Origin of the sequence: Desulfuromonas sp. KJ2020 (assembly GCF_024197615.1) — a bacterium.
In the GTDB taxonomy this organism is placed as follows: Bacteria; Desulfobacterota; Desulfuromonadia; order Desulfuromonadales; family SZUA-540; genus SZUA-540.
The window spans coordinates 221,838-245,079 of sequence record NZ_JAKUKE010000001.1 but is presented as its reverse complement, the minus strand read 5'-3'; the positions used below and the strand labels follow the sequence as shown (position 1 = coordinate 245,079).

Annotated in this window: 25 protein-coding genes; 16 read left to right on the top strand and 9 right to left on the bottom strand. The window is 60.1% G+C overall.

Annotated elements, in window-relative coordinates; all coding sequences use genetic code 11:
- Window positions 1-109: 109 nt before the first annotated feature.
- A complete protein-coding gene (locus tag MJO47_RS01150; RefSeq protein WP_253959287.1) occupies window positions 110-3,133 on the top strand; it encodes an ATP-binding protein in 3,024 nt (1,007 codons plus the stop codon).
- Between the two features lie 60 nt (window positions 3,134-3,193).
- Here the strand turns inward: MJO47_RS01150 and MJO47_RS01145 are convergent, their stop codons facing one another.
- Both MJO47_RS01145 and MJO47_RS01140 read right to left on the bottom strand, forming a co-directional pair.
- The gene (locus MJO47_RS01145; RefSeq protein WP_253959286.1) at window positions 3,194-3,679 is read right to left on the bottom strand and encodes a ferritin family protein; all 486 of its coding nucleotides are present in this window, start codon (window positions 3,677-3,679) and stop codon (window positions 3,194-3,196) included.
- 83 nt (window positions 3,680-3,762) lie between these two features.
- A complete protein-coding gene (locus MJO47_RS01140; RefSeq protein WP_253959285.1) occupies window positions 3,763-4,278 on the bottom strand; it encodes a ferritin in 516 nt (171 codons plus the stop codon).
- Window positions 4,279-4,446: 168 nt separating this feature from the next.
- Between MJO47_RS01140 and yihA the strand changes: the two genes are divergently transcribed.
- The 4 genes from yihA to MJO47_RS01120 all read left to right on the top strand — a co-directional run bounded on the left by yihA (window position 4,447) and on the right by MJO47_RS01120 (window position 8,470).
- Window positions 4,447-5,061 (top strand): ribosome biogenesis GTP-binding protein YihA/YsxC, encoded by a 615-nt coding sequence (gene yihA, locus MJO47_RS01135; RefSeq protein ID WP_253959284.1) that lies wholly within the window; start codon window positions 4,447-4,449, stop codon window positions 5,059-5,061.
- 174 nt (window positions 5,062-5,235) lie between these two features.
- Window positions 5,236-5,865 carry a DUF4405 domain-containing protein gene (locus MJO47_RS01130; RefSeq protein ID WP_253959283.1) on the top strand — a complete coding sequence of 210 codons (630 nt, stop codon included), beginning with the start codon at window positions 5,236-5,238 and terminating at the stop codon, window positions 5,863-5,865.
- Window positions 5,866-5,898: 33 nt separating this feature from the next.
- The gene (locus tag MJO47_RS15570; RefSeq protein ID WP_253959282.1) at window positions 5,899-7,155 is read left to right on the top strand and encodes an ATP-binding protein; all 1,257 of its coding nucleotides are present in this window, start codon (window positions 5,899-5,901) and stop codon (window positions 7,153-7,155) included.
- Window positions 7,142-8,470: a sigma-54 dependent transcriptional regulator gene (locus tag MJO47_RS01120; RefSeq protein ID WP_253959281.1), complete on the top strand. Its 1,329-nt coding sequence runs from the start codon at window positions 7,142-7,144 to the stop codon at window positions 8,468-8,470. The genes MJO47_RS15570 and MJO47_RS01120 overlap by 14 nt, the downstream gene beginning before the upstream one ends.
- Window positions 8,471-8,523: 53 nt before the next feature.
- Here MJO47_RS01120 and MJO47_RS01115 read toward each other — a convergent pair whose 3' ends face one another.
- Window positions 8,524-8,907 carry a hypothetical protein gene (locus MJO47_RS01115; RefSeq protein ID WP_253959280.1) on the bottom strand — a complete coding sequence of 128 codons (384 nt, stop codon included), beginning with the start codon at window positions 8,905-8,907 and terminating at the stop codon, window positions 8,524-8,526.
- A gap of 262 nt (window positions 8,908-9,169) precedes the next feature.
- On the opposite strand from MJO47_RS01115, the gene cobC reads away from it, so the two are divergent.
- The 4 genes from cobC (at window position 9,170) to ylqF (ending at window position 12,801) form a co-directional block, all read left to right on the top strand.
- Entirely contained in the window at window positions 9,170-9,769 is a 600-nt protein-coding gene (gene cobC, locus MJO47_RS01110) for an alpha-ribazole phosphatase (RefSeq protein ID WP_253959279.1), read from the top strand.
- A 79-nt stretch (window positions 9,770-9,848) separates the two neighbouring features.
- Window positions 9,849-11,060, top strand: a complete 1,212-nt coding sequence (gene cbiE / locus MJO47_RS01105; protein WP_253959278.1) for a precorrin-6y C5,15-methyltransferase (decarboxylating) subunit CbiE — start codon at window positions 9,849-9,851, stop codon at window positions 11,058-11,060.
- Window positions 11,061-11,225: 165 nt separating this feature from the next.
- Complete coding sequence (locus tag MJO47_RS01100) at window positions 11,226-11,579, top strand: PilZ domain-containing protein (RefSeq protein WP_253959277.1); 354 nt, start codon at window positions 11,226-11,228, stop codon at window positions 11,577-11,579.
- A gap of 328 nt (window positions 11,580-11,907) precedes the next feature.
- Window positions 11,908-12,801, top strand: coding sequence for a ribosome biogenesis GTPase YlqF (gene ylqF / locus MJO47_RS01095; RefSeq protein WP_253959276.1), 894 nt, complete (start codon window positions 11,908-11,910; stop codon window positions 12,799-12,801).
- Window positions 12,802-12,815: 14 nt separating this feature from the next.
- On the opposite strand, the gene MJO47_RS01090 is transcribed toward ylqF, so the two are convergent.
- Complete coding sequence (locus MJO47_RS01090; RefSeq protein ID WP_253959275.1) at window positions 12,816-13,487, bottom strand: protein-L-isoaspartate(D-aspartate) O-methyltransferase; 672 nt, start codon at window positions 13,485-13,487, stop codon at window positions 12,816-12,818.
- Window positions 13,488-13,602: 115 nt separating this feature from the next.
- On the opposite strand from MJO47_RS01090, the gene MJO47_RS01085 reads away from it, so the two are divergent.
- Window positions 13,603-14,055 carry a hotdog fold thioesterase gene (locus MJO47_RS01085; RefSeq protein WP_253959274.1) on the top strand — a complete coding sequence of 151 codons (453 nt, stop codon included), beginning with the start codon at window positions 13,603-13,605 and terminating at the stop codon, window positions 14,053-14,055.
- 12 nt (window positions 14,056-14,067) lie between these two features.
- On the opposite strand, the gene MJO47_RS01080 is transcribed toward MJO47_RS01085, so the two are convergent.
- The 5 genes from MJO47_RS01080 to MJO47_RS01060 form a co-directional block, all read right to left on the bottom strand.
- Window positions 14,068-14,388, bottom strand: coding sequence for an AzlD domain-containing protein (locus MJO47_RS01080; protein WP_253959273.1), 321 nt, complete (start codon window positions 14,386-14,388; stop codon window positions 14,068-14,070).
- A complete protein-coding gene (locus tag MJO47_RS01075; protein WP_253959272.1) occupies window positions 14,385-15,122 on the bottom strand; it encodes an AzlC family ABC transporter permease in 738 nt (245 codons plus the stop codon). The genes MJO47_RS01080 and MJO47_RS01075 overlap by 4 nt, the downstream gene beginning before the upstream one ends.
- Window positions 15,123-15,198: 76 nt before the next feature.
- The gene (locus MJO47_RS01070) at window positions 15,199-15,933 is read right to left on the bottom strand and encodes an ATP-binding cassette domain-containing protein (RefSeq protein ID WP_253959271.1); all 735 of its coding nucleotides are present in this window, start codon (window positions 15,931-15,933) and stop codon (window positions 15,199-15,201) included.
- Window positions 15,926-16,885: an amino acid ABC transporter permease gene (locus MJO47_RS01065; RefSeq protein WP_253959270.1), complete on the bottom strand. Its 960-nt coding sequence runs from the start codon at window positions 16,883-16,885 to the stop codon at window positions 15,926-15,928. The genes MJO47_RS01070 and MJO47_RS01065 overlap by 8 nt, the downstream gene beginning before the upstream one ends.
- A gap of 69 nt (window positions 16,886-16,954) precedes the next feature.
- Complete coding sequence (locus MJO47_RS01060) at window positions 16,955-17,752, bottom strand: transporter substrate-binding domain-containing protein (RefSeq protein WP_253959269.1); 798 nt, start codon at window positions 17,750-17,752, stop codon at window positions 16,955-16,957.
- Between the two features lie 34 nt (window positions 17,753-17,786).
- Between MJO47_RS01060 and MJO47_RS01055 the strand changes: the two genes are divergently transcribed.
- The 6 genes from MJO47_RS01055 (at window position 17,787) to MJO47_RS01030 (ending at window position 23,224) form a co-directional block, all read left to right on the top strand.
- Window positions 17,787-18,080 carry a hypothetical protein gene (locus MJO47_RS01055; RefSeq protein ID WP_253959268.1) on the top strand — a complete coding sequence of 98 codons (294 nt, stop codon included), beginning with the start codon at window positions 17,787-17,789 and terminating at the stop codon, window positions 18,078-18,080.
- 331 nt (window positions 18,081-18,411) lie between these two features.
- Complete coding sequence (locus MJO47_RS01050; RefSeq protein WP_253959267.1) at window positions 18,412-19,536, top strand: branched-chain amino acid ABC transporter substrate-binding protein; 1,125 nt, start codon at window positions 18,412-18,414, stop codon at window positions 19,534-19,536.
- A 48-nt stretch (window positions 19,537-19,584) separates the two neighbouring features.
- Window positions 19,585-20,487 (top strand): branched-chain amino acid ABC transporter permease LivH, encoded by a 903-nt coding sequence (locus MJO47_RS01045; RefSeq protein ID WP_253959266.1) that lies wholly within the window; start codon window positions 19,585-19,587, stop codon window positions 20,485-20,487.
- Window positions 20,488-20,507: 20 nt separating this feature from the next.
- On the top strand, window positions 20,508-21,743 hold the full coding sequence (locus tag MJO47_RS01040; protein ID WP_253959265.1) for a branched-chain amino acid ABC transporter permease: 1,236 nt from the start codon (window positions 20,508-20,510) through the stop codon (window positions 21,741-21,743).
- Window positions 21,736-22,524, top strand: coding sequence for an ABC transporter ATP-binding protein (locus MJO47_RS01035; protein WP_253959264.1), 789 nt, complete (start codon window positions 21,736-21,738; stop codon window positions 22,522-22,524). Before MJO47_RS01040 ends, MJO47_RS01035 begins: the two co-directional genes overlap by 8 nt.
- Complete coding sequence (locus tag MJO47_RS01030; RefSeq protein ID WP_253959263.1) at window positions 22,517-23,224, top strand: ABC transporter ATP-binding protein; 708 nt, start codon at window positions 22,517-22,519, stop codon at window positions 23,222-23,224. Before MJO47_RS01035 ends, MJO47_RS01030 begins: the two co-directional genes overlap by 8 nt.
- Window positions 23,225-23,242 lie beyond the last annotated feature (18 nt).

Sequence of the window (23,242 nt, the reverse complement as noted above, 5' to 3'; positions counted from 1 at the left end):
GCCAAGGCACAAAACGACCTTCAGGGGTGGACACCCGAACCGATCTGCGTTTCACTTTAATCTTCACGGCATGTATGTGGCACCACTCCTCGCTTCCGTAAGGATTACCATGGTTTTTAATCCCCGCTTCTGCAGGACCATCCTCGCTTGCCTCTTCTTTCTGGCCGTCGGCTTGTTCTCCCCCGCTCAGGGCCGCGCCGAATATTCAGAGGCCAAAGACGTCCTCGTCCTTCATTCCTACGACCCTGGTTTCCCCTGGACAACCTCCATTGACAAAGCCATCGCCCGGGTATTTGCCGCGCAGCCCCTGCAGGTGCGGATTTATTCCGAATACATGGACACCAAGCGTCATCCGGGGGCTTTCTATATTACGGAGACGGTCGACAGGGCTCTGGTCAGCAAACTTTCCGGTCGGCATTTCGACCTGATCATGGTGTCGGACAATGATGCCTTGAACTTCGTGCTGCGCCACCGGGAGCGTCTTTTCCCCGGACTGCCGGTGGTCTTCTGCGGCATCAATAACTATCGTCCCGAGATGCTGGCCGGGAACCGGGGGGTTACCGGCGTGGCCGAAGTGCCTTCCTATGCCGAGACCCTCGATATCCTGCTGCGCCTGCGCCCGCAAACCCGCTCGCTGGTGGTTCTGGGCAACCAGGTCGATGAGACCGGACGTCACATCCACGCGGTGCTGGAGCGGTTGGCCGACCGGTTCCAAAATCGTCTGCGGTTCCGTTTCTGGGACGATCTTTCTCTGGACGAGGCCGTGTCGCGACTCAAAGCCTTGCCGCAGGATCACCTCGTACTTATGGTGGGTTTTGTCACCGATACCTACGGCCAGGTGCTGACGCCGAAGGATGCCACGCCGATTCTCAGCGAAGCCAGCACGGTCCCTCTGTGGGGGCCCTGGGACCTGAACTTCGGCCAGGGGGTCATCGGCGGTGTGCTGGTCAGCGGCAGTGCCCAGGGCCAGATGGCGGCGGATATCGGGGTTCGTATTCTGCAGGGAGAATCAGCCGAGGCGATCCCGGTGGTGACCAAAGAGGCCAATCGCGCCATGTTCGATTACCGGCAGCTGAGCCGATTTGGTATCAAACTGGGTGAGCTGCCGCCGGACAGCCAGATTCTTTATCCGCCTGACCCGGTCTACACGATAAACAAGGTCATCTTCTGGCTGGTTTTCGGGGTGCTGTTGGTTTTTATCGTGCTGTTGGTGGCTCTGCTAATCAACCGACGACAGCTTCGCCGCCTGGGAACGAACCTGCGGGAGGAGCAACGCAAGCTGGCCACCCTGATGGGCAACCTGCCCGGCATGGTCTACCGCTGCAAACACGATCCGTCCTGGAGCATGGAGTTTGTCAGTGCCGGCAGCCAGGACTTGACCGGCTATGCACCCGAGGACCTGATCGACAATCGCACCGTCGCCTTTGCTGACCTGATCAATCCCCAGGATCAGGAGCGGGTATGGGAACACATCGAGGCGAGCGTCGAGCAGAAGAGCCTGTTCCAGGTTGAATACCGCCTGCTCGACAGCCGGGGGAGGGAGCGCTGGGTCGCCGATCAGGGCTGTGGCGTTTTTACTCCGGATGGCCGTTTGCTGGCGATTGAAGGGATTCTTCTGGACGTGACGGAACGCAAAGAGGCCGAAGAGGCCCGCCAGAAGAGCGAGACCCGTTTCACCGAACTGTTCAGCCACATGAACAGTGGCATGACCATCTTTGAACCCCGGGACAACGGCGAAGATTTCATCCTGATTGACTGTAACCAGGCCGCCAGGAAGATGGGAGGGATCGCCCGGGTAGAGCTGATTGGCAAAGGCTTGTGCGAATCTTTCCCTGAAATCGGTGATACCGAAATTTTCAGGGCGCTCCAGCGGGTCTGGAAGAGTGGGCGTCCGGAGATGTTTTCATCGGTGGCACCGGGAGGCCATGACAAGATCCGCTGGCAGGATAACCGGCTCTACCGCCTGCCCTCCGGTGAAGTGGTCGCCCTCTACGATGATATTACACAAAGGCAGGAGGCGGAGGCCGCCCTTCAGCGGGCGCTGGAAAACGCCCAGGAATCGCGGGATCGTATCGACGCCATTTTGCGTTCGGTCGCCGACGGTCTGCTGGTCACCGACCGGGACGGACATCTCGTCATGGCCAATTCGGTGGCCGAAAAGGTGCTGACCCTGCAATGCCCCGCCATGTCGCATCTCCCCCTGGCACAGGTGTCGTTGCCCGGAGGGCTGCGCGACTACCTGCAGGGGGTGATTGCGGGCGAGAAGGTGAGCGATCCCTTTGTTTTCGAGTTGCCTGGCGAGGACGGGGAGGCAGCCCGTATCATGGAAGCTAGAACGGCGCCGGTGCATCGGCGTGATCGTACCGGCAGTGAATGGATCACCCTGCTCCACGATGTAACGCGGGAGCGGGAGTTCGACCGCATGAAGAGCGAGTTTATTGCCACCGCAGCCCATGAATTGAGTACGCCCCTGGCGGTTATCATGGGGTATGCCGAGCTTCTGCAGACCCATCAGGAGGAGACAGGGGACGAACAGTCCCGCGACTATGTCCAGACGATTTACGACAAGGTGCAGCACCTGGAGAAGATCGTCGATGACCTGCTCAACCTGAGCCGTATCGAGTCGGGACGGGTTATTGTCCTTCACCGGGCTCCCTGTAATATGGGCGAGTGTCTGCTGAGGGTGGTGAGTCCCTACCAGCGTGAGCAGGGCAAGCATCATTTCGAGATCGCGGTGCCGCAAGAGGTGACCGAAGTTCTCGTGGACAAGGACAAGATGGCGCAGGTGCTGGACAACCTGGTCAGCAATGCGGTGAAATATTCCCCTCAGGGCGGCACCATTCGGGTCGAGGGCCAAAAACTGGCGGATCGTCTGCTGGTGACGGTGGAAGACCAGGGCATCGGTATGACGCCAGCCCAGGTAGAACGGGTTTTTGAGAAATTTTATCGGGCCGATGCCTCCGACACGGCGATTGGCGGTCTGGGCCTGGGCATGAGCATCGCCCGAACCATTGTGGAAATGCACGGGGGCAAAATCTGGGTGGAGAGCGAGGCAGGCCGAGGCACGAAGGTGAGCTTCACCATCCCGCTGGAGCCGGGTACCAGCGACGGCCAGTTCGGATCGTCTGAATAAAAAAGCCTGCCCCGTGGTGAGTACGGGGCAGGCTTTTTTATCGCTGTTGTCGCGGTGGGACTATTCGCGCACGAAGGTATCGATGTCCGTCTCATGCACCATGCCCATGAGACGGGCGTATTCCGATTCGATAACCTGATAGTGATGATTGGTGGATTTGGCGTTGTCCTCGTATACCTGCCGCACCTGGGCATCGTCGATCTTGGCAGCCATCTCCCGCAGTGCCTTTTCAAGCTGCTGCTCTTTCTTCATAGCCAGTTCCATGGCTTGACGCTCGTTGAAATCGGCGTCGAGCATTTTGCGCAGATCGGTCATCCAGTCGGACTCCTCCTTGGGAGGCTTGGCGATAAAGTCATCGAAAGAGTTGATGTCGCCGCCCTGGTAGATGGCGAAGAACTGCCCCGCATGCTCTTTTTCATCGCGGGCCAGTACTTCAAAAACGCGCTTGGCATCGGCGTCTTTCATGTGGGTTGCCGCCAGGCGATAAAAGTCCATGGCGTTTTTTTCGGTCTGAATGGAACGTTTGATTGCTTCCTGTAAATCCATGTGTCTCTCCTTTGTACGTAAATGGTGATATGGACCCGATGGTCATACCGGTGAAGTCTTGCTGGCGCCAGCGCCAAAAACGCTTAAGCTCCTGCGGCAGCTGGCGGGGTAAAGACGCGTTGGCCCAGTTCCTGGTCGACCATAAGCAACCCGCGCCCGTCGTCCTTGACGCGGGACAGTTTGCGGATGATCAGGGAAAAGCTGGCCTCTTCCTCGACCTGCTCGGTAACGAACCATTGCAGGAAAACCTGAGCGGCGTGACTGTTCTCCGTGCGGGCCAGATCGAGCAGTTTGCCGATGCGCTCGGTTACGAACTGTTCATGCTTGAGGCCGTATTCGAAGGCGTCCAGCGGCGAGGCGTAATCATTTTGGGGTTCATCCACCGGCAAAAGGTGGGTTCTCCCGCCGGCGTCGCAGATGAAATTGAAAAACATCTCACCATGCGTCATCTCTTCCAGGGCCTGTACCCGCATCCAGCTGGCCAGACCGGGCAAGTCTTCCGACTGGAAATAGCCGGCCATGGCCATGTAGAGATAAGCGGAAAAGAATTCATTTTTCATCTGTTCGTTCAAGGCGTCCTGCATCTTGGGACTGAGCATGGCGTTTACCTCCATCGTCTGCATCTGTTGAACTGGCCAAAATTATAACCACGACAGTTGGCTTTGTCCAGCGCGCCACCGGGCGGTATCGTTGCAAATCCATGGGAACTGGGCTATTCTGACGATCCTTCAGTTTAACAGATATCCATTACTTTTCACGGGGGTCTCGTGCTCATTAAATCCGCAGAATTCGTCAAAAGCGCCACCCGCCCCGACAATTATCCCACCAGCGATCTGCCCGAGGTGGCCTTCGCCGGTCGCAGCAATGTGGGGAAAAGCTCCCTGATCAACGTTCTGGTCAACCGCAAGGCCCTGGTCCGAACCTCCTCGACACCGGGCCGCACCCAGCTTCTGAATTTTTTCGACATCAACGGCACTTTCTCCCTGGTCGATTTGCCCGGCTATGGTTTTGCCAAGGTTCCCCTGGCGGTCAAGAAGGACTGGGGCCCCATGGTGCGGACTTTTCTGGAAAGACGCCACAACCTGCGGGCGGTCGTCATCCTTTTCGATATTCGCCGGGTTCCCCGGGAAGAAGACCTCCAACTGCTCGATTGGCTGGAAGAGTACCAGATTCCGACCATCCCGGTTCTGACCAAGGTGGATAAAGTCTCCCGGGGGCAACGGGAAAAGCAGATCAAGCCGATTCTGGCCGCCACGGGGCTGCCGCGGGATGCTTTCAGCCTCTTTTCCGCCCTCAACCGCGAAGGCCGGGACGAGGTGTGGGAGAGAATCGAGGCGGCCCTGGCCCAGGAGCGTCCCTCCCCAGTCGCAGAAGATCTCTGACCTGCTTTTCTTCCTGTGCAGTTATTTCACACGTAGGCAGGGGGGCTGGCGGCTGCGAACGCTGAGACCCTGCAGATAAAAGGGCTTGGCGAAACTGGCACTCCTCCTGCAGCACGCAGATGGCACGTCGGAAGCGCCTGGTTCGCCTGCTGTCACCCGAGACGGAGAACGATCATGTCAACCTCACCCTTTCGCCTGCGCAACTTTATCACCCTGCTGGTCACCTTCAGCGGCCTGGTCATGACGGTCTCCGGCTTCGTCCTCTACGTCGTCCCCGAGGGCCGGGTGGCCTACTGGACGGACTGGACGCTGCTGGGTCTGACCAAAGAGGCCTGGGGCAGCGTGCACACCAACCTCAGCTTCCTCTTTTTCCTGGTGCTGGTTTTTCATCTCTACTACAACTGGCGGGTGCTGATGGCTTACCTGAAAGATCGCCTGCGGCAAAGGTTCACCCTGCGCCGCGAACTGGCCGCTGCCCTGGTCCTCGGTCTGGTCGTCGTCGGCGGCAGTGCGGCCCAATGGCCGCCTTTTTTGCAGGTCATGGAGCTGGGCGCCGCCGCCAAGAAGGCCTGGTATGCCGGCGAAGATGTGCAGCCGCCTTTCCCCCACGCCGAACTCATGCCGCTGGCGGAGCTGTCCCGGCGCATCGACCTCAACCTGGCCGCGGTACTGGCGGTGCTGGCCGAAGAGGGATATCCGGCGGCGTCGGAGGAGGTTTCGCTCAAGAATCTTGCCCGTCGGTATGACGTATCCCCCATGCAGCTGTTCGAAACGGTCATGGCGGATGACCGCGTGTATCGCTGAAGGCTCAAGAACCCTGTTCAAAGGAGCTGACCAGTGGCGCCAACCCGTTTTTCCTACCGACTGAAGAGCCTGCTGCTGCTGGCTCTCGCTCTCAATACGCTGGTGCTGGGACTGCAGGTCTATTCGTCCTATCACAGCATCCGCTCCTACCGCGGCAGTCTGCTCGCCCAGGGTGATATGTTGCTGCGGTCCGTAGCCGGTGGGCACCGCTTTTTCATGCGCCATATGTCCTTTTCCGCCGAGGAGGCCCAGCGCTATTTCCGGGAGGCCTTCGAGCAGACGCCGGTAAAGGCCTTCTTCCTCTATGACGGTACCGGACAGGTGCTTTTTTCCCTGCATCCGCAAACGCATCCGGTCGATATGCCCCGGCCGGCGTCCCGTCTGGTGCGCGAAGAAGAGGATGCCCTGTTGTTCTTCGCGCCCTACACGCCGCCGCGCCTGGGCATGGGGATGATGGGGGGGCGGCCGGTGACGCCGCTCTACATGGCCCTGGCGCTCGACAAGACGCCGCTGCTCGAGCTGGAGGGCAAAACCTGGGTACACCTGGGCTTTGTCGTGCTGCTGCAGGTGCTTCTCGTTTTCGTCTATCTGGTTCTGCTGCGTTTCATCCGCCATCACCTCCGTACCCAGGAGCGGCTGGAGGTGGCTGAGCGCCATGCCGAGCTCGGTCGCTTCGCCGGCGTTCTGGCTCATGAGATCAAGAACCCCCTCAGCTCTTTGCGGGGGTTGCTGGCCTTTGCCCGGCAAAAAGAGCAGGATGCCGTCCTGCGGGAGGTCCAGGACAAATCCCTGGACGAAGTCGACCGCCTCAATCGCATCGCCGATGATTTTCTCACCTACGGGAAAGAAACCGTGCTCGACTTGGAGGAAGTGGCTCTGCTTCCCCTGGTGCGACGGGCCTTGGAGCTTGTCCACTACGAGATGGAAAACAAGGGGTTGGCCTGCGATCTTCGAGGCGACGATTTTACGGTGTCTGCCGACGGCGACAGGCTGCTGCAGGTTCTGGTCAACCTGCTTCTCAACGCCGCCCAGGCCGCCCCGCCGGGGGGACGGGTGGAACTGGCCTTCGATGCCGCCCGGCGGTCTTTGAAAATTGCCAACCCGGTGGCCGAACCGGTGACGGCGACGGCCGAACAGCTCTTTGCCCCTTTTTACAGCACCCGCAGCCAGGGCTCGGGGCTGGGGCTGGCCATCGCCCGCAAGCTTTTGGAAGCCCACGGCTTTTCGGTGCGGCTGACAGCGACTGCGCCTTTTACCCTGCTCCTGGAATTTTCCCATGACCCGTCCTGAGACCAGGATCCTCATCATCGATGACGAGCCCAACCACCGCCTGATGCTGCGTCTGCATCTGGCCGAGGCTGGCTTTCACCCGGTGGAAGCCGAAAACGGCCAGCAGGGGTTGGCATGCCTGGAGCGGGAGGAGTTCGCTCTCATTCTGCTTGACCTCAAAATGCCTGTCATGGACGGTTACGGTTTCCTGGCCGACCTGCGTCGTCAGGGGAAGGGGACGCCGGTGGTGGTTATCACCGCCTTTTCCAACGTCCGCACGGCCGTCGAAGCCATGAAGCTGGGGGCCACGGAGTTCCTCACCAAACCCGTCGACCCGGCGGAGCTTCTGGATCTGGTAGAGACCCTGCTGCGGCAGCCGACCTCGCCTTCTGTGCCACCCGGCCGTAGTGACTACCGCTTCGAAGGGGTTTGCTCGCCCGACGGATTGGGCAAGATTGTCGACCTGCTGGCGATGGTCGCGCCGACGGATGCCTCTGTTCTTATCCTGGGAGAATCCGGAACCGGCAAGGAGCTGGTAGCGCGTTCCCTTCACGAAAACTCACCCCGGCGCCAGGGACCTTTTCTAGCAGTCAACTGCGCCGCTCTCAATGAAAACCTGGTCGAAAGCGAACTCTTCGGTCACGAAAAGGGGGCCTTTACCGGCGCGGCGGCAAGGCGTCTCGGCCGTTTCGAGGAGGCGGATAAAGGCACGCTCTTTCTCGATGAGATCGGCGAAATGCCGCTGGCCATGCAGGCCAAGCTGCTGCGGGCCATCCAGGACAAAACCTTTACCCGCGTCGGCGGCACCCGCACCCTGCACAGCGATGTGCGCATTGTGGCGGCGACCAACCGCGACCTGCAGGCTATGGTGGAAAGGGGGACCTTTCGGGAGGATCTTTTCTTCCGACTCAATGTCTTTCCGGTGGTCCTGCCGCCTCTGCGCGAGCGGCGGGGAGAGATCCCCCAGCTGGTCCGATACTTTGTCGACACCTACGCCGGGCGCTTCAACAAGGTGATTCGCGGCTGGAGTGACGCTTATCTTCGCCGGTTGCAGGGGTACTCTTTTCCCGGCAATATCCGTGAGCTGGAAAACCTGGTAGAGCGTAGCGTCATTCTGGCCCGGGGGGACCGCCTTGAGGAGCAGACGCTGCCACCTCTCGTCGCGGCCCCGATCGAGGCAGCAGAGACCGGCGTGGACCTGCGGGAGAATGAAAAGGCCCTGATCGTGCAGGCTCTGGAAAAGGCGGCAGGAAACAAAAGCCAGGCGGCGCGTCTGCTGGGCATATCACGACGGGCCCTGTACTACAAGCTGAAGGATTTTTCTTTGGAAGATTGAACATTTGACAAAAAAACGCCCCGGGTCGGCCACCCGGGGCGAAAGAAGATTGATTAGTTGTTCTGGAGGAAGGGACCGCGCACCATACCCCAGGGGTTGAGGTGCAGGGAGAAAGTATTGCCACCGGCATCGGTCACGGTGGCGGCGTACATCGTGGCGCGGGGGCGTTCGATGGCTTCGATCTTTTCAACCTGGTAGCCCTTGAGATTGTTCGCCACATACTCGTTGAGAGTCGTCGTTGCCTGTTCGAGGCTGATGTTCTCAGGGGCGGCCTGATTCTGACCCATCATCCCTTTGCCGCCGCAGCAGTTCCCGCCACAGGGACCCATTCCCTGGCCTCTCATCATGCCGCTGCCGGGGCCTCCAGCCGCCAGCGCGACAGTGGCCAGGGAAAGGACGAGGGCGGTGACGATAAGACCTTTGCCGAAGTTTTTCATGGTATAGTCTCCTTGTTTGACCGGCCGGGTGCCGATCGGGTTGAGTGTTTGCTTCTGTTGTTGCAGGGGCAATGCCAATTCCGCAAGAGGCCTGAAATGCACCTTCAGGCCATGGGGCGGCGACCGGCGGGCCTTTGGCGCCGTGCAGGAACTTCACACCTGAGCAAAGATTGCACAGGTCATGGCTTCCTCTATTTCGTTGACAGGTTTTCCGGCGGTTTGCTACAACCAAGGCAGCGTGCCGCATGGAACTGGAGTAAAGATGAATTGTACCCGCGTTTACCTTATCCGCCATGGCCAGGTTCAGGGCCATGAGCAGAAACGCTATAACGGCCAGAGCGAAGTGGCCCTGACCGAAAAAGGGCGGGCCCAGTTCGGTATGCTGCAGATGCGCCTGCAGGAGCGGGCCATTAAGGCCGTCTACACCAGCGACCTGGGGCGCTGCGTGGAGGGCGCCAGGATTCTCGCCCACGCGCATGGCCTGGAGCCGCTGATCAGACCGGCCCTGCGCGAACTGCACGTCGGCGAGTGGGAAGGGCGCACCTGGCAGGAACTACAGGCGAGTTACCCCAAACAATGGCAGGACCGTCTTGATGATCTGGTCCATTACCGGGTCCCCGGCGGTGAAAATCTCCTGGACCTGGGCCAGCGGGTACGCCCGGCCCTGGAGGATATCCTCCGTGCCCATCCTGGGGAAGAGGTCGTCATCGTCGGTCATGGCGGCGTAAATCGCCTCATTCTGCTCGACGCCATCGGCGCACCTCTCGATAAAATGTTTCACCTGGCGCAGGATTTCGGTTGTTTGAATATCATCGATTATCACTCCGACGGTCTCAGGGTTGTTTCCCTGCTGAACGGTTGAGGGGTTCTTTTATGGCCGCCGCCATTAGGAGCGACGTTTGGGGGCTTGTTGTCCTGAGGCGTAACCTGAGAGGGTCTATATGAAAAAAGTGTACGTGATCGGAGCAGGTGTCGAGGGACAGGAAGGATTCAGCGGCCGCGCCCTCGATATTATCAATCAGGCTGCGCGTCTTTTCGGCAGTGAGCATCTGCTGGCTCTGTTCCCGAGTTTTTCCGGTGAAAAGGTGGTGGTCGACAGTGACGCTGGCGGCCTGCTGGAGCGCCTGAACACCGAAAAAGGAACCTCCGTGATCCTTGCCACCGGCGATCCGCTCTTTTTCAGCATCGGGCGCTACCTGCTGCGCAATCTACCGGAGGAAAGCCTCGACTTCGTGCCCAACGTCAGTTCGGTGCAGTATGCCTTCGCCAAGATCAAGGAGCCCTGGGACGATGCCGTCTTCATCTCCGCCGAAGGGCGGGGTATCAAGGGAGCCGTCGATCGCATCGTCGCCAACGACAAGGCGGCCGTTCTGACCGATAAGGTCAACACGCCGGCCGCCATCGCCGGGGAAATGATCCGGCGGGGTCGCGAAGGCTACGCCGCCTACCTCTGCGAGAATCTTGGAACCGCCGAGGAACGCATCGTCGTTACCGATGTGCGCGGACTGTTGGACATCAAGGCCGCTCCCCTCAACGTCCTCATCCTCATCAAGGAATACGAGGGGGGAGGCGACGATTACATCCCCACGCTCGGCATTCCCGACGAGGAATTTTCGACCACCAAGCATCTGATCACCAAGGAAGAGATCCGGGTGGTGACCCTGGCCAAGCTCAATCTGCGCCATGACATGATTCTGTGGGATGTCGGGGCGGGTTCCGGTTCGGTCAGCATCGAAGCGGACTCCCTGCTCCCCAATGGCCGCATCTTCGCCATTGAGCGCAATGACCAGTATGTCGGCTTCATCAAGGAAAACCTGAACCGCTTCAACGCCCGCCACGTGACCCTGATTGAAGGGGAGGCGCCGAGCGTGTTTGAAGATCTGCCCGACCCCGACCGGGTTTTTATCGGAGGGTCGGGCGGGAATCTTTGGGATATCCTTGAGGCGGTCGATGGCCGTCTCCCCGCCGAAGGGCGGATCGTGCTGAACGCCACCACCCTCGATACACTGACCGCTGCCAACGAATTCTTCGACAACGCCGGCTATCAGGTCGAGGTGACGACCATCAACATCGCCCGCACCCGGCCCTTGACCGACTACAAGATGTTCGAGGCCTACAACCCGGTGTATATCGTGGTGGCCGTTAAGGATTAACCTTCGCGACCAGGGGGCGCTGAGGCAAAGCGACCGGTATTTGGTCGAAGAATAACTCCTTGTATCTACGGGATTCGCCGGGTAGAATTATCGAAACTTAATGACACGGCTGCCAACACGTCGTATGGGCATTTCGACCTGTTCGTTCAGATGAGGGGAGAATCTATGGAGAATCAGGACCGGCGGGAGTCAGAACGGAAGGATTCCCTGAACTTTCTGGATTACGTGGTTTTGGATCAGAACGGCCAGGTGGTGGATCAGGGGATGGGCCGCACCCGCAATGTCTGTGAAAAAGGTTTGATGCTACAGACGCATGTGCCGCTGGAAGATTACCATACCGTTCTTTTGACCCTGGGACTGGAAGATGAAGTGGTAGAGCTCAAGGGCTCGGTGGTGCACGAGGAGTTCTGCCCCGACGAGGGCATCTGCTCGGGGATCGAGTTCACCGAAATCGATGAGCGGGGCCGGCGGATTCTGCAGAAGTACCTGCAAGCCTTCAGGGCGGCGGAAGGAAAATAGCCTTTCAGCCGTTTTCCGACGGGGCACCCACCGGTCTCAGGCAGGCTGGTGGGTGTTTCTTTGTGGGAGGGCCGCGGCCCCAAAAAAAGACGCGTCGATCAGGAGGGCAATTCGACGCGCCAAAGGAGCTGCTGTGATGAAGAAGGTTTTTATCTACCGTCTGCTCTGCCACAAGCATCCGTTGATGGTTAAACTATACCCGGTGTCTGCCCTCGCGGCCACGTGCGGATTCGTAAAATTGCCGGAATCAAGACACGTCGCCCATCTGTGCATCTGAACAGTAAGGCTCCTGGCCTTAGAATTGAACTAGACGAAAGCGAAGAACCCCATGGCCATAAAATGGTATCCCGGGCACATGAACAAGGCCCGGCGGTTGATCAGCGAAACCATGCGCACCATCGATGTCGTCATCGAAGTGCTTGATGCGCGCCTGCCCGCCTCCAGCGCCAATCCGCTGCTGGCCGAGCTGCGCGGCAACAAGCCCTGCATCAAATTGCTGAACAAGGCCGACCTGGCCGATCCCGAGGTGACCCGTCAGTGGGGTCTTTTTTTCGAGCGCCAACATGGGGTGAAGGCCATCGCCCTCGAGGCGAAAAGCCGGTCTTCGGTGCCGCGTCTGCTCAAGCTGATCCGCAGCCTGGCGCCCCACCGTGGTGTCCCCGGCAAGCCTCTGCGGGTGATGGTGGTGGGCATCCCCAACGTGGGCAAGTCCACGCTCATCAATACCCTGGCCGGTCGCGCCATCGCCAAGGTGGGGGACAAGCCGGCCATCACCAAGAGCCAGCAGCATATCGATCTGAAAAACGGCATCGTCCTGTCCGATACGCCAGGCATCCTCTGGCCCAACCTGGCCGACCAGGATGGCGCTTACCGCCTCGCCGCCAGCGGGGCCATCGGCGATACGGTCATGGAATATCCCGAAGTGGCGCTCTTTGTGCTGGATTATCTGGCCCGCCGTTATCCCGAAGGGCTGAAGACCCGTTACCGCCTGTCGGAACTGCCGCCAACAGCCGCCGACACGCTGCAGGAGATCGGTCGGCGGCGAGGATGTCTGGTGGCCGGCGGCGAGGTCGACCGTCATCGGGCCGCCGAGATTCTGCTCTTCGAACTGCGTGGGGGGAAGATCGGCCGCGTCAGCCTGGAGACGCCGGACGAATTGAAGGCCGCTGAGGATGATGGGGGCGAGAGCGGAGAGCCGCCGGAAGACGTTATCCCGGGCTGAGCGCTGTTGTTCGTCTAGGCGTCGGTCCACCCGGCGCCCGTCAAGGGGACAAACGCCACGCCAAGGACGGAGCGGGTGGTGATTTCGTCTTCCTCTCCCCGGTCGACCACCAGCAGTTCCTGGTGGCCGTAGGGAGGCCCCACGGGGATGACCAGGCGAGCCCCCGTCCTCAACTGTTTCGGCAAAGCCGGCGGAATGTGGCTGGCGGCGGCCGTGACGATGATGCCGTCAAAGGGCGCTCGCGCCGGCAGGCCCTGGGTGCCGTCGGCGCAGAGGACCTCCACGTTGGTGCAGCCCTGTTCCGCCAGCAGACGGGCGCTGCGTTCGGCCAGTTCGGGGAGAATCTCCAGGCTATAGACCTGCTTCACCAGCTGAGACAGAACCGCCGCCTGGTAGCCTGAGCCCGTGCCGATTTCGAGGATCACGTCATCCGGTTCGGTCTCCAGCAGATCGGTCATCAGGGCGACGATGAAGGGCTGGGAGATGGTCTGCCCCCGGCCGATGGGGAGCGCGTTGTTGTCATAGGCGCGGGCTTTCATTTCCGCGGGCACGAAAGCGTCCCGGGGCACACGCGCCATGGCCTCCAGTATCCGGGGAGGCGCTCTGAACCGTCCCGTGACATAGGCGGTCTGGCCGTATTCCAGGTCGATGACCCGCAGCATTTCCCGCAGGCGGTTCTCTCTCATCGTTTTTCCCCCACACCGGGCGCCGAAAAAACGTTCTCGCCCTTTTTACCCATTCAAACAGAAAATCGCCGGAAGGCGAGAGCTTGCAGCAAAATATCAGCGGGAGAATCGCACTATGGCCATCTGGTTCAAGAAATATGCATTGGCAGAAATCAACGCCCTGTCGGCGGGTAACCTGGGAGAGTATCTGGGCATCGAATTTACCGAGATCGGCGAGGACACTCTGGTGGCGCGCATGCCGGTGGAGGCGCGGGTGCATCAGCCTTTCGGTGTTCTGCACGGCGGCGCTTCCGTCGCCTTGGCCGAGCACCTGGGGAGCATCGCCGGCAATCTCTGCGTGAATCAGGAACGTCAGGTCTGCGTCGGTCAGGAGATCAATGCCAACCACCTGCGCCCGGTGCGCAAGGGTTTTGTCACCGGACTCGCTACGCCCATCCATATCGGCGGCCGTTCCCAGGTATGGGAAATTCGCATCAGTAATGAGCAGGGCAAGCTGGTTTGTATCTCGCGCCTGACTCTGGCCGTCGTGCCGCGCCGTCCGGGCCACGAACCAAGGGTGACCTCCTGATCCTTCGGCTTCTTAGAATTTTCCCGCCAGCCAGAACAGGAACATGCCGAAGATGACGGTACCGGCCAGGGAGCGGGTGCGCCAGGCGAAAAAGAGGGTGGGGATGGCGACCCAGAATTCGGGCTTACCAAAGGACAGGGTGCGCGCGGCACTGTCGGCCAGCAGGGCCGGAGCCACCAGCGCGCTGAGGATGGCGACGGGGATCAGTCGCAGCCAGTCGACCAGGCCCTGAGGCAGTCGGCGCTGGGCCAGGGCAAAGAGGGGGAGCCAGCGGGGGATGTAGGTGACGGCTCCCATGCCGGCGACCAGCAGCAGATAGTCCATCAGGCTCATGACGCCCTCCGCGTGTGGTTTTTGCGTTTCTGCAGGAGGAAACCGATGGTGGCACCACCCACCGAGGCCAGCACCACGTAGGCGTTACCGGGAACGAACAGGTAGAGGGTGACGGCCAGGATGGCGGTGGCCAGGGCGGTCAGTACATAGAGGCGCCCCTGCAGTTGAAAGACCAGCAGGCAAAGGAACATGGCCACCAGGGCATAATCGATGCCGAACGCGCCGGCGGGGATAAAGGAGCCGGCCCAGGCCCCGCAGGTGGTGGCACTGATCCAGGCGAGATGGGAGCCTTCGTTGACCACCAGGGCGCGGCGCCGATCCCAGCCCCCCTGGCGGAAGCGGGTCATGTTGACTGCGAAGGTCTCGTCGGTGATGCCGTAGGAAAAGAGAGACAAAAAGCCGCGACGTGCCCCGCGTAAAGGCACCGACAGGGCGAAGCTCATGAGCAGATGGCGGAAGTTGACGACGAAGGTGGTCAGGATGATCGCCCCCGGCCCCGCTCCCGTCCCCAGCATGGCCACGGCGATGAACTGGGCACTGCCGGCATAGACCAGCAGCGACATCAGGGCGACCATGCCGGCCGAGAGCCCGGCTTTCTGGCCCAAGACGCCCATGGCCAGGCCCAGGGGAAAGTAGCCGAGGGCGATGGGGGCGGCGGCGGCCAGTCCCTCGCGCAGCCAGCCCGGCGAAATATCCTGCACCGCCTCATCGGCGGCGTTGTTCGTGTGTGTCACCGTCTTTCCTCGGACCTTTTCCCAAATAAAAAGGGCGCCAGCCGGCGCCCTTTTCTGATGTGATGGCTTAAGGCGCTTACAGAACTTGATTGAGAAAGAGTTTCGTGCGCTCTTCCCGCGGATTCGAAAAGATTTCCTGCGGAGTGCCTTCCTCTACGAGTTTGCCCGCATCCATGAAGAGCACCCGGTCCGCCACCTCGCGGGCGAAACCCATTTCGTGCGTCACCACCACCATGGTCATTCCCTCGCGAGCCAGCTGTTTCATGACATCGAGCACTTCACCGACCATCTCGGGATCGAGCGCGCTGGTCGGTTCGTCAAAGAGCATGACCTTGGGGTTCATGGCCAGGGCGCGGGCGATGGCCACCCGTTGCTGCTGCCCGCCGGAGAGGCGGGCCGGATACTCGGCCTCTTTCTCGGCGATACCGACTTTTTTCAGCAGCTTGCGGGCGGTCTCCTCGGCCTCGGCGTTCTTGCGGGCCCGCACCACCTGCTGAGCCAGGGTGATGTTCTGCAGGACCGTCTTGTGGGGAAAGAGGTTGAACTGCTGGAAGACCATGCCGACCTCGCGGCGCACCAGATTGATGTCGGTGCGCCGGTCAGCCAGATCCATGCCGTCGATGACGATATGGCCTGAATCGAAGGTTTCCAGACCGTTCAGGCAACGCAGAAAAGTTGATTTGCCTGAACCGGAAGGACCGATGACGACCACAACCTCGCCTTTGGCGATGGTGGTGGAAACGTCGTCGACGGCGCGAACCACCTGGCCGCGCCCGTGAAAAGTCTTTACAACGTGCCGTGCATCAATCACTGACCGAAAGCCTCCGTTCCATCCAGAAAACCACCTGCGACAGCAGGGAGGTGACGACAAGGTAGAGAGCGGCCACCGTGAACCAGACTTCAAAGGTGGCAAAAGACGAGGTGATGACCTCGCGGCCGCTCTTGGTGAGATCGGTGATGGCGATGACCGACACCAGTGAGGAATCCTTGATCAGGCTGATGAACTGCCCGGCCAGCGGCGGCAGGGTGCGTTTGAAAGCCTGTGGCAGGATGATGTGGCGCATCGCCTGGGGCACGGTCATGCCCAGGGAGCGGGCAGCTTCCATCTGTCCCCGGGGAATGGACTGAATACCGGCCCGGATGATTTCGGCGATGTAGGCGCCGGCAAAAATGCCGAGAGCGCCGATGCCCGCCACCATGCGGTCGAGGTTGAGCACCGTGCCGATGAAGAAATAGAAGATAAAGATCTGTACCAGCAGGGGGGTGCCGCGAATCAGTTCGACGTAAATGGAGGCCAGGCTTTTGAGGACGTAGTTTTTCGACACGCGACACAGGCCCGTCACCAGCCCCAGGGCCAGACCGAGAATGCTTGACAGCAGGGAGAGCCACAGGGTGACCCACAGCCCCTGGATCAGGGGGCCGATATGCCAGCCGGAGCTGAAACCGAGGATATCCCCTTCGAAGAGTTCTTCGCCGGCGGTCACTTTTACCGTGTCCGCGTCCACGGTGAATTCTTCGGTCTCGCCGTTGTCGTACCGCATCTGGATGAGGGCGCTTTTGCCCTGGACCTGCACTTGGTCCACGCGGCCATCCTCGCCGGCTTTATGAATATCTTCCCCCTTGTAGAGGAAATATTGGGGGACGCGCTCCCAGCGCCAGGTGTAGTCGACGCGGGCCGTGGCGCCCCACATCCCCGCCGCCACCAGGATCAGGATGGCGGCGAGCAGAAGCTTCGAATAAAAAAGTTGATGGCCGGAATTCAAAACGTCAGGTCTTCCTTAAATCAAGCGGCCCCTGGTGGGGCCGCTGTCGTTAATCTCTGGCGAAAAATCTTACTGGAGTTCCTTCAGCCAGGTGTCGTCCTTGAACCACTTGGTGTAGATCTTGTCATAGGTGCCGTCAGTCTTGATTTCCGCCAGGAAGGCGTTCAAAAATTCCAGCATCTTGGGGTTGCCCTTGCGTACGGCCCAGCCGATGCGCTCTTCGGTGAAAGGCTCGTCGAGAAAGACCAGCTTGCCCTGACCCTTTTCAGCGAAGGCCACGGCATTGTAGGGCGAATCATAGATGAAGGCGTCAATTTTGCCGCTGACGACCTCCATGACGGCCTCCTGCTCGGTCTCGTAGGAGAAATACTGGGCGTCGGGAAAAGTCTCCTTGGCGGCGAATTCACCGGTGGTGCCCAGTTTGGAGGCGATCTTGTATTTGGGGTCGTTGAGGGTCTTGTACGAAGTCACTTCACCGGCGAGGTCTTTGCGCAGCAGGACCGTCTGGCCGATGATGATGTAAGGATTGGCAAAGTCAACCACCTCGGCCCGCTCGTCGGTGATGGTCATGCCGCTCATGATGATGTCGAACTTGCCGGTCATCAGCGAGGGGATGATGCCGTCCCAGGCCGTGCTGACCAACTCAAGTTTGACGCCGAGTTTTTTGGCCATACGCTTGGCCACATCGGGGTCGAAGCCGATGATCTCCCCCTTCTGGTTGGTCAGTTCAAAGGGCATGTAGCCCGGCTCCATGCCAACGCGCAGCACGCCTCTCTCCTTGATGTCGTCAAGGGTGTCGGCCATCGAGACCGGTGCGAGGGCCAGCAGAAGCAGCAGGGGGAGCAGCAGCAAAGGCAATCGTTTCATGACGTCTCTCCTTGGGGTAAGTGGATAAACCTTCTTGTCGTCAGTAGGATTTTCCTTCATCCAGCAGTTCCTGGATGATCATGGGCGTGTTGCATTCCGGGCAGCGCGGCAGGTCTTCTCTGGGCAGATAGATAATTTCGGTGAAGCGGCATTTGGGGCAGACCACCTGCACAGGTTCTTTGCGGCCACGATTCATAAAGGTTCCCCTGAAAAATTTTGGACGGGCGATGCATTAAAAATGGCTGAACAAGCAGCTTATACCATGGGAAAAGATGGTGGACAAGTGCTAAAAGTCAAGGTTTTTGTTGCAAAAGATCCGATTCATTAACTGCAGTACATAACGCACTTTTCCTGTGTGGCGTTTTGTTTCCGCGTTTGGGATAGTATTTTCCGTAATTTCGCAGGACGGTTGGCAAAATCTGGAGGCCTTTTTCTCCCCAAAAAAGCGCTATACTTCCTGGCGGGGGAAGGGTGGTGTCGCCATTAAACCGTCCAGAAAAGATCGCGGCCCGCCGGAGATATGCCCAACCTTATGATGTTTCTTGAATGAATTTCATCGTTATTTCAATCGATTAGCTCTTGACGGGGACAGGGATTAACGTTATATCTTGAGCGGTTGTTCCACATGTGCGGTTTATTTTTCTGACCAGGAGGAAAGTATGAGCTTCTATCGTAGCAGACGCGTTTTTTCCATCCTCTGTCTTTGTCTCTTTGCCTTGACGGCTCCGGCCTGGGCAGCGGACACTTTCAAGATAGGCGTGGCCGGACCCCATACCGGTGATCTGGCGCCCTACGGCATCCCGACCATGGAGGCTGTCCAGCTGGTGGCTGAGCAGGTCAACGCCGAAGGTGGCGTACTGGGCCGCCAGATCGAGCTGCTGCTCCTCGATGACCAGTGCAAACCCGAAATCGCCACCAACGTCGCGACCCGGCTGGTGTCCCAGGGTGCCGCCGTCGTCATCGGCCACGTCTGCTCCGGGGCTACCAAGGCCGCTCTCGGCATCTATAAAGAAGCCAACGTCATCGCCATCTCCCCCTCCGCCACGACCCCGACCTTGACTCAGAGCGGGGAATATCCCAACTTCTACCGCACCATTGCCTCTGACGACATGCAGGGCAAGCTCGCGGCTGAGTTCGTCACCGGCAAACTCGGCGCCAAAAAGGTCGCCATCATTCATGACAAGGGGGATTACGGCAAGGGGTTCGCCGACTTCGCCCAGCAGACCATCGAGCAGGGTGGCCTGGCCAAAGTGGTGATGTACGAAGGGATCACCCCCGGTGCTATGGACTACTCGGCCGTCGTGCAGAAGATCCGCCGCGAAGGGGCGGAGGCGGTCATCTTCGGGGGCTATCACCCCGAGGCCTCCAAATTGGTGGGGCAGATGAAGAAGAAGCGTGTTGACACGGCCTTCATCGGGCCGGACGGCATCAAGGGGGATGGCTTCCTCGAAATCGCCGGCGCCAACGCCGAGGGCGTCTACGCCACCGGCCCCATGGATGTTTCCCGCTTCCCCCTCAACCAAGCAGCCCGTGAAGCCTACAAAGCCAAGTACGGCAAGGAGCCGGGTACCTTTTACGACCAGGGCTATGCCGCCATCCAGGCTGCTCTCAACGCCATCAAGGTGGTGGGCGGCGTCGACTACGCCAAGCTCTCGGACGCCCTCAAGACCTCCTATGTCGACACGACACTGGGCAAGATCCGCTTTGACGCCCGCGGTGACGCCGAAGGGGTCGGCTTCTCCGTCTATCAGGTCAAGGACGGCACCTTCCTCGAAGTTCAGTAATGCCTAGGGGGGCAGGTTCAGGCCTGCCCCCCTTTTTAGCGGAGTCGTATGGACTACTTTCTCGAACTCTTTCTGAGCGGCCTGACCCGGGGGAGCATCTATGCCCTCATCGCCCTGGGTTACACCATGGTGTACGGCATCATCCAGCTGATCAATTTCGCCCACGGCGAGATCTACATGATCGGCGCCTTCGTGGCCCTGATCGTCTCCGGCGTTTTGACCATCTATGGATTTTCCGGGGTGTCCATCCTCATCCTCGCGGCCCTGATCGCCGTCATCTACGCCGCTGCCTACGGCTTCACCCTCGAGCGCATCGCCTACCGGCCGCTGCGCAACGCCCCGCGGCTGTCGCCGCTGATCAGCGCCATCGGCATGTCGCTCTTTCTGCAGAACTATGTCCTGCTGGCTCAGACCCCCGACTTTCTCCCCTTTCCGCAGCTCGTCCCCGATTTCGCCTTTATGGAACCCATTGCCCACATCATGGGCTCGGCCGAACTGGTGATTCTGGTAACCAGCGCCCTGAGCATGATGGGGCTGACCGTGCTGATCAAGTACACGCGCATCGGCAAGGCGATGCGGGCGACCCAGCAGGATCTCATCATGGCCCGGCTGGTGGGGATCAACGTCGACCGCGTCATCTCCATGACCTTTATTATCGGCTCGGTGCTGGCGGCCATCGGTGGAGTGCTGGTGGGCTCCTACATCGGGCAGATCAACTTCTATATTGGCTTCATGGCCGGCGTCAAAGCCTTTACCGCGGCCGTGCTGGGCGGCATCGGCAACATCCCCGGCGCCGCCCTCGGCGGCCTGGTGCTGGGACTGGCGGAAGCTTTCGCCGCCGGCTACGTGTCGAGCGCCTACGAGGACGTCTTTGCCTTCGGCGTCCTCGTTCTGATCCTCATCCTGCGACCGGCCGGCCTGCTTGGCAAGGCCGTCAAGCAGAAGGTCTGACGGCGGCGGGAGTATAAACCATGCTGGCACATATCAAACATTCTCTCGGCATCGCGCTCTGGTTCATGTTCCTCACCTTTCCCTTCGTGGTGGTGAAGGTCAACACCCTCAAGAACCTGGTGGAGTGGCGCTGGTTCAACGTCCTCTGGGTCGGCCTCGGCGCCTTTGTGCTTTCCTTCATCTGGCGCTGGGCCCTGGCGCGGCGGGCGAAACGTTCCAAAAAGATGGAGATGGGGGAAGAGGAGGTGCGGCCGGGGATCGGCCAGCGCATCCTGGAAGAGGCCAAGATCTACCGTCCCCTCATCGGAGCTGTCCTGGCTTTTGCGATCCTATTCCCCTGGGTCTTTGACGTCTACCAGGTCAACATCATGGTGCTGGCTCTGATCTTTGTCGTGCTGGGGCTGGGGCTCAACATCACGGTCGGGCTGGCCGGGCTGCTCGATCTGGGCTACGTCGCCTTCTTCGCCATCGGGGCCTATACCTACGCCCTGCTCAATACCCAGTTCGGCCTCGGCTTCTGGATCTGCCTTCCCATCGGCGGGCTGGCCGGAGCTCTGCTCGGCACCCTGCTAGGCTTCCCCATTCTGCGGTTGCGCGGTGACTATCTCGCGATCGTCACGCTCGGCTTCGGCTCCATCGCTAAAATCGTCATCGAGAACTGGGAAGTCGTTACCAACGGGGCCAAGGGGATCGCCAACATCGACCGGCCCGGTCTCTTCGGCCTGGACATGAGCATCGAAGGGGCGACCATCTATACCTATTACCTGATGATCCTGTTGGTGCTGTTCACCATCTTCGTCGTCAACCGTCTCAAGGATTCCCGCATCGGCCGGGCCTGGATCGCCCTGCGCGAGGACGAGATCGCCTGCGTGGCCATGGGCATCGACATGGCCCGCACCAAGCTGTCCGCCTACGCCCTCGGCGCCTTCTGGGCCGGCCTGGTGGGGGTCATCTTCGCCGCCCGCAACACCTACATCAATCCCAACAGCTTCACTTTCATGGAGTCGGCCATCGTGCTCTCCATCGTCGTCCTTGGCGGCATGGGCTCCATCGTCGGGGTGATCGTGGCGGCCCTGGTGCTGATCCTCATGCCCGAGTATCTGCGGGCCTTCGCCGACTATCGCATGCTGGTGTTTGGGGCGGTGATGGTGCTGATGATGATCTTCCGGCCCCAGGGGCTGGTCAGCAACATCCGCCGTAAGTATGAATATCGCGGTCTCTCCGCAGAACCCGCCGGCAAGGGGGAACATGGATAAACTGCTTGAAGTCAGCAATCTGACCATGGATTTCGGCGGCCTGCGTGCCATCGACGGGGTCGATCTGCAGGTGTGCCCGGGAGAGATTGTCGCCCTGATCGGTCCCAACGGCGCCGGCAAGACGACCTTCTTCAATTGCGTTACCGGCATCTACAAGCCGAGCCGGGGGGATGTTGTCATTTATCCGCCCAAAGGGCCAAGCCGCCGCATCAACGGTCTGAAGCCCAACCGGATAACCACCCTTGGCATGGCTCGCACCTTTCAGAACATCCGCCTCTTCCCGGCCATGACCGTGCTCGAAAACGTCATGATCGGCTGCCACTGCCGTACCAGCACCAGCATCCTCGGCGCCATCCTGCGCGGCAAAAAAACGCGGCAGGAAGAGGTCGACACCATCGAGAAGAGCTACCGCCTGCTGCAGAAGGTCGGCCTGGCCCCCTTCGCCAACGAATTTGCCCGCAATCTCCCCTACGGCGCCATGCGTCGCCTGGAGATCGCCCGGGCCATGGCCACCGATCCCTTTCTGCTGCTCCTCGACGAACCGGCGGCGGGGATGAATCCCCAGGAGACCCGGGCCCTCGACGAACTCATCGTGCGCATCCGCGACGAAGATGGCATGGCCATCCTGCTCATCGAGCACGACATGAAGCTGGTCATGAACATCTCCGACCGGATCACCGTCATGGAATACGGCAAGAAGATCGCCGAAGGCGCCCCCCAGGAGATCCGGCACAACCCCCGCGTCATCGAGGCCTATCTTGGAGAGGAAGCCCATGCTTAGCCTGCGCAACGTCCAGACCTACTACGGCAACATCCAGGCCCTGCACGATGTTTCCATCGACATCGCCGAAGGGGAGATCGTCGCTCTCATCGGCGCCAACGGCGCCGGCAAGACCACCACCCTCATGTCCATCTGCGGCATCGTGCCGCCGCGCCGGGGCGAAATTTATTTCAAGGGGGCGCCCATTAACGGCATGAGCCCGGAAAAAATCGTCCAGCTCGGCATCTGCCAGGTGCCGGAGGGACGCCGCATCTTCCCCAACATGACGGTCATGGAAAATCTGGAGATGGGCGCCTTTCTGCGCAAGGACAAGGAAAAGGCCCAGCGGGATCTGCAGATCATCCTCGAACTCTTCCCCATTCTCGCCCAGCGCCGCCATCAGCTCGGCGGCACCCTTTCCGGCGGCGAGCAGCAGATGCTGGCCATCTCCCGCGCCCTCATGGCCCGCCTCAGCCTGCTGCTTCTCGATGAACCTTCACTGGGACTGGCGCCCCTGATCATCCAGCAGATCTTTGAAATCATCCGCAAGGTCAACAAGGAATACGGCACCACGGTGCTGCTGGTGGAGCAAAACGCCAACCAGGCCCTCAAACTGGCTGACCGCGGCTATGTCATGGAAAACGGCCGGATTACCCTGGTCGACTCCGCCGAAAATTTGCTCAATAACGATGAAGTGAAAAAAGCCTACCTCGGCCTTTAGCGCCGCGCCGGCGGCACG

Coding starts and splice junctions, on each gene's coding strand:
- MJO47_RS01150 (WP_253959287.1), top strand. CDS start 110: ATGGTTTTTAATCCCCGCTTCTGCAGGACCATCCTCGCTTGCCTCTTC.
- MJO47_RS01145 (WP_253959286.1), bottom strand. CDS start 3,679: ATGGATTTACAGGAAGCAATCAAACGTTCCATTCAGACCGAAAAAAAC.
- MJO47_RS01140 (WP_253959285.1), bottom strand. CDS start 4,278: ATGCTCAGTCCCAAGATGCAGGACGCCTTGAACGAACAGATGAAAAAT.
- MJO47_RS01130 (WP_253959283.1), top strand. CDS start 5,236: ATGTCAACCTCACCCTTTCGCCTGCGCAACTTTATCACCCTGCTGGTC.
- MJO47_RS01120 (WP_253959281.1), top strand. CDS start 7,142: ATGACCCGTCCTGAGACCAGGATCCTCATCATCGATGACGAGCCCAAC.
- MJO47_RS01115 (WP_253959280.1), bottom strand. CDS start 8,907: ATGAAAAACTTCGGCAAAGGTCTTATCGTCACCGCCCTCGTCCTTTCC.
- cobC (WP_253959279.1), top strand. CDS start 9,170: ATGAATTGTACCCGCGTTTACCTTATCCGCCATGGCCAGGTTCAGGGC.
- cbiE (WP_253959278.1), top strand. CDS start 9,849: ATGAAAAAAGTGTACGTGATCGGAGCAGGTGTCGAGGGACAGGAAGGA.
- MJO47_RS01100 (WP_253959277.1), top strand. CDS start 11,226: ATGGAGAATCAGGACCGGCGGGAGTCAGAACGGAAGGATTCCCTGAAC.
- ylqF (WP_253959276.1), top strand. CDS start 11,908: ATGGCCATAAAATGGTATCCCGGGCACATGAACAAGGCCCGGCGGTTG.
- MJO47_RS01090 (WP_253959275.1), bottom strand. CDS start 13,487: ATGAGAGAGAACCGCCTGCGGGAAATGCTGCGGGTCATCGACCTGGAA.
- MJO47_RS01085 (WP_253959274.1), top strand. CDS start 13,603: ATGGCCATCTGGTTCAAGAAATATGCATTGGCAGAAATCAACGCCCTG.
- MJO47_RS01080 (WP_253959273.1), bottom strand. CDS start 14,388: ATGAGCCTGATGGACTATCTGCTGCTGGTCGCCGGCATGGGAGCCGTC.
- MJO47_RS01060 (WP_253959269.1), bottom strand. CDS start 17,752: ATGAAACGATTGCCTTTGCTGCTGCTCCCCCTGCTGCTTCTGCTGGCC.
- MJO47_RS01050 (WP_253959267.1), top strand. CDS start 18,412: ATGAGCTTCTATCGTAGCAGACGCGTTTTTTCCATCCTCTGTCTTTGT.
- MJO47_RS01045 (WP_253959266.1), top strand. CDS start 19,585: ATGGACTACTTTCTCGAACTCTTTCTGAGCGGCCTGACCCGGGGGAGC.
- MJO47_RS01040 (WP_253959265.1), top strand. CDS start 20,508: ATGCTGGCACATATCAAACATTCTCTCGGCATCGCGCTCTGGTTCATG.
- MJO47_RS01035 (WP_253959264.1), top strand. CDS start 21,736: ATGGATAAACTGCTTGAAGTCAGCAATCTGACCATGGATTTCGGCGGC.
- MJO47_RS01030 (WP_253959263.1), top strand. CDS start 22,517: ATGCTTAGCCTGCGCAACGTCCAGACCTACTACGGCAACATCCAGGCC.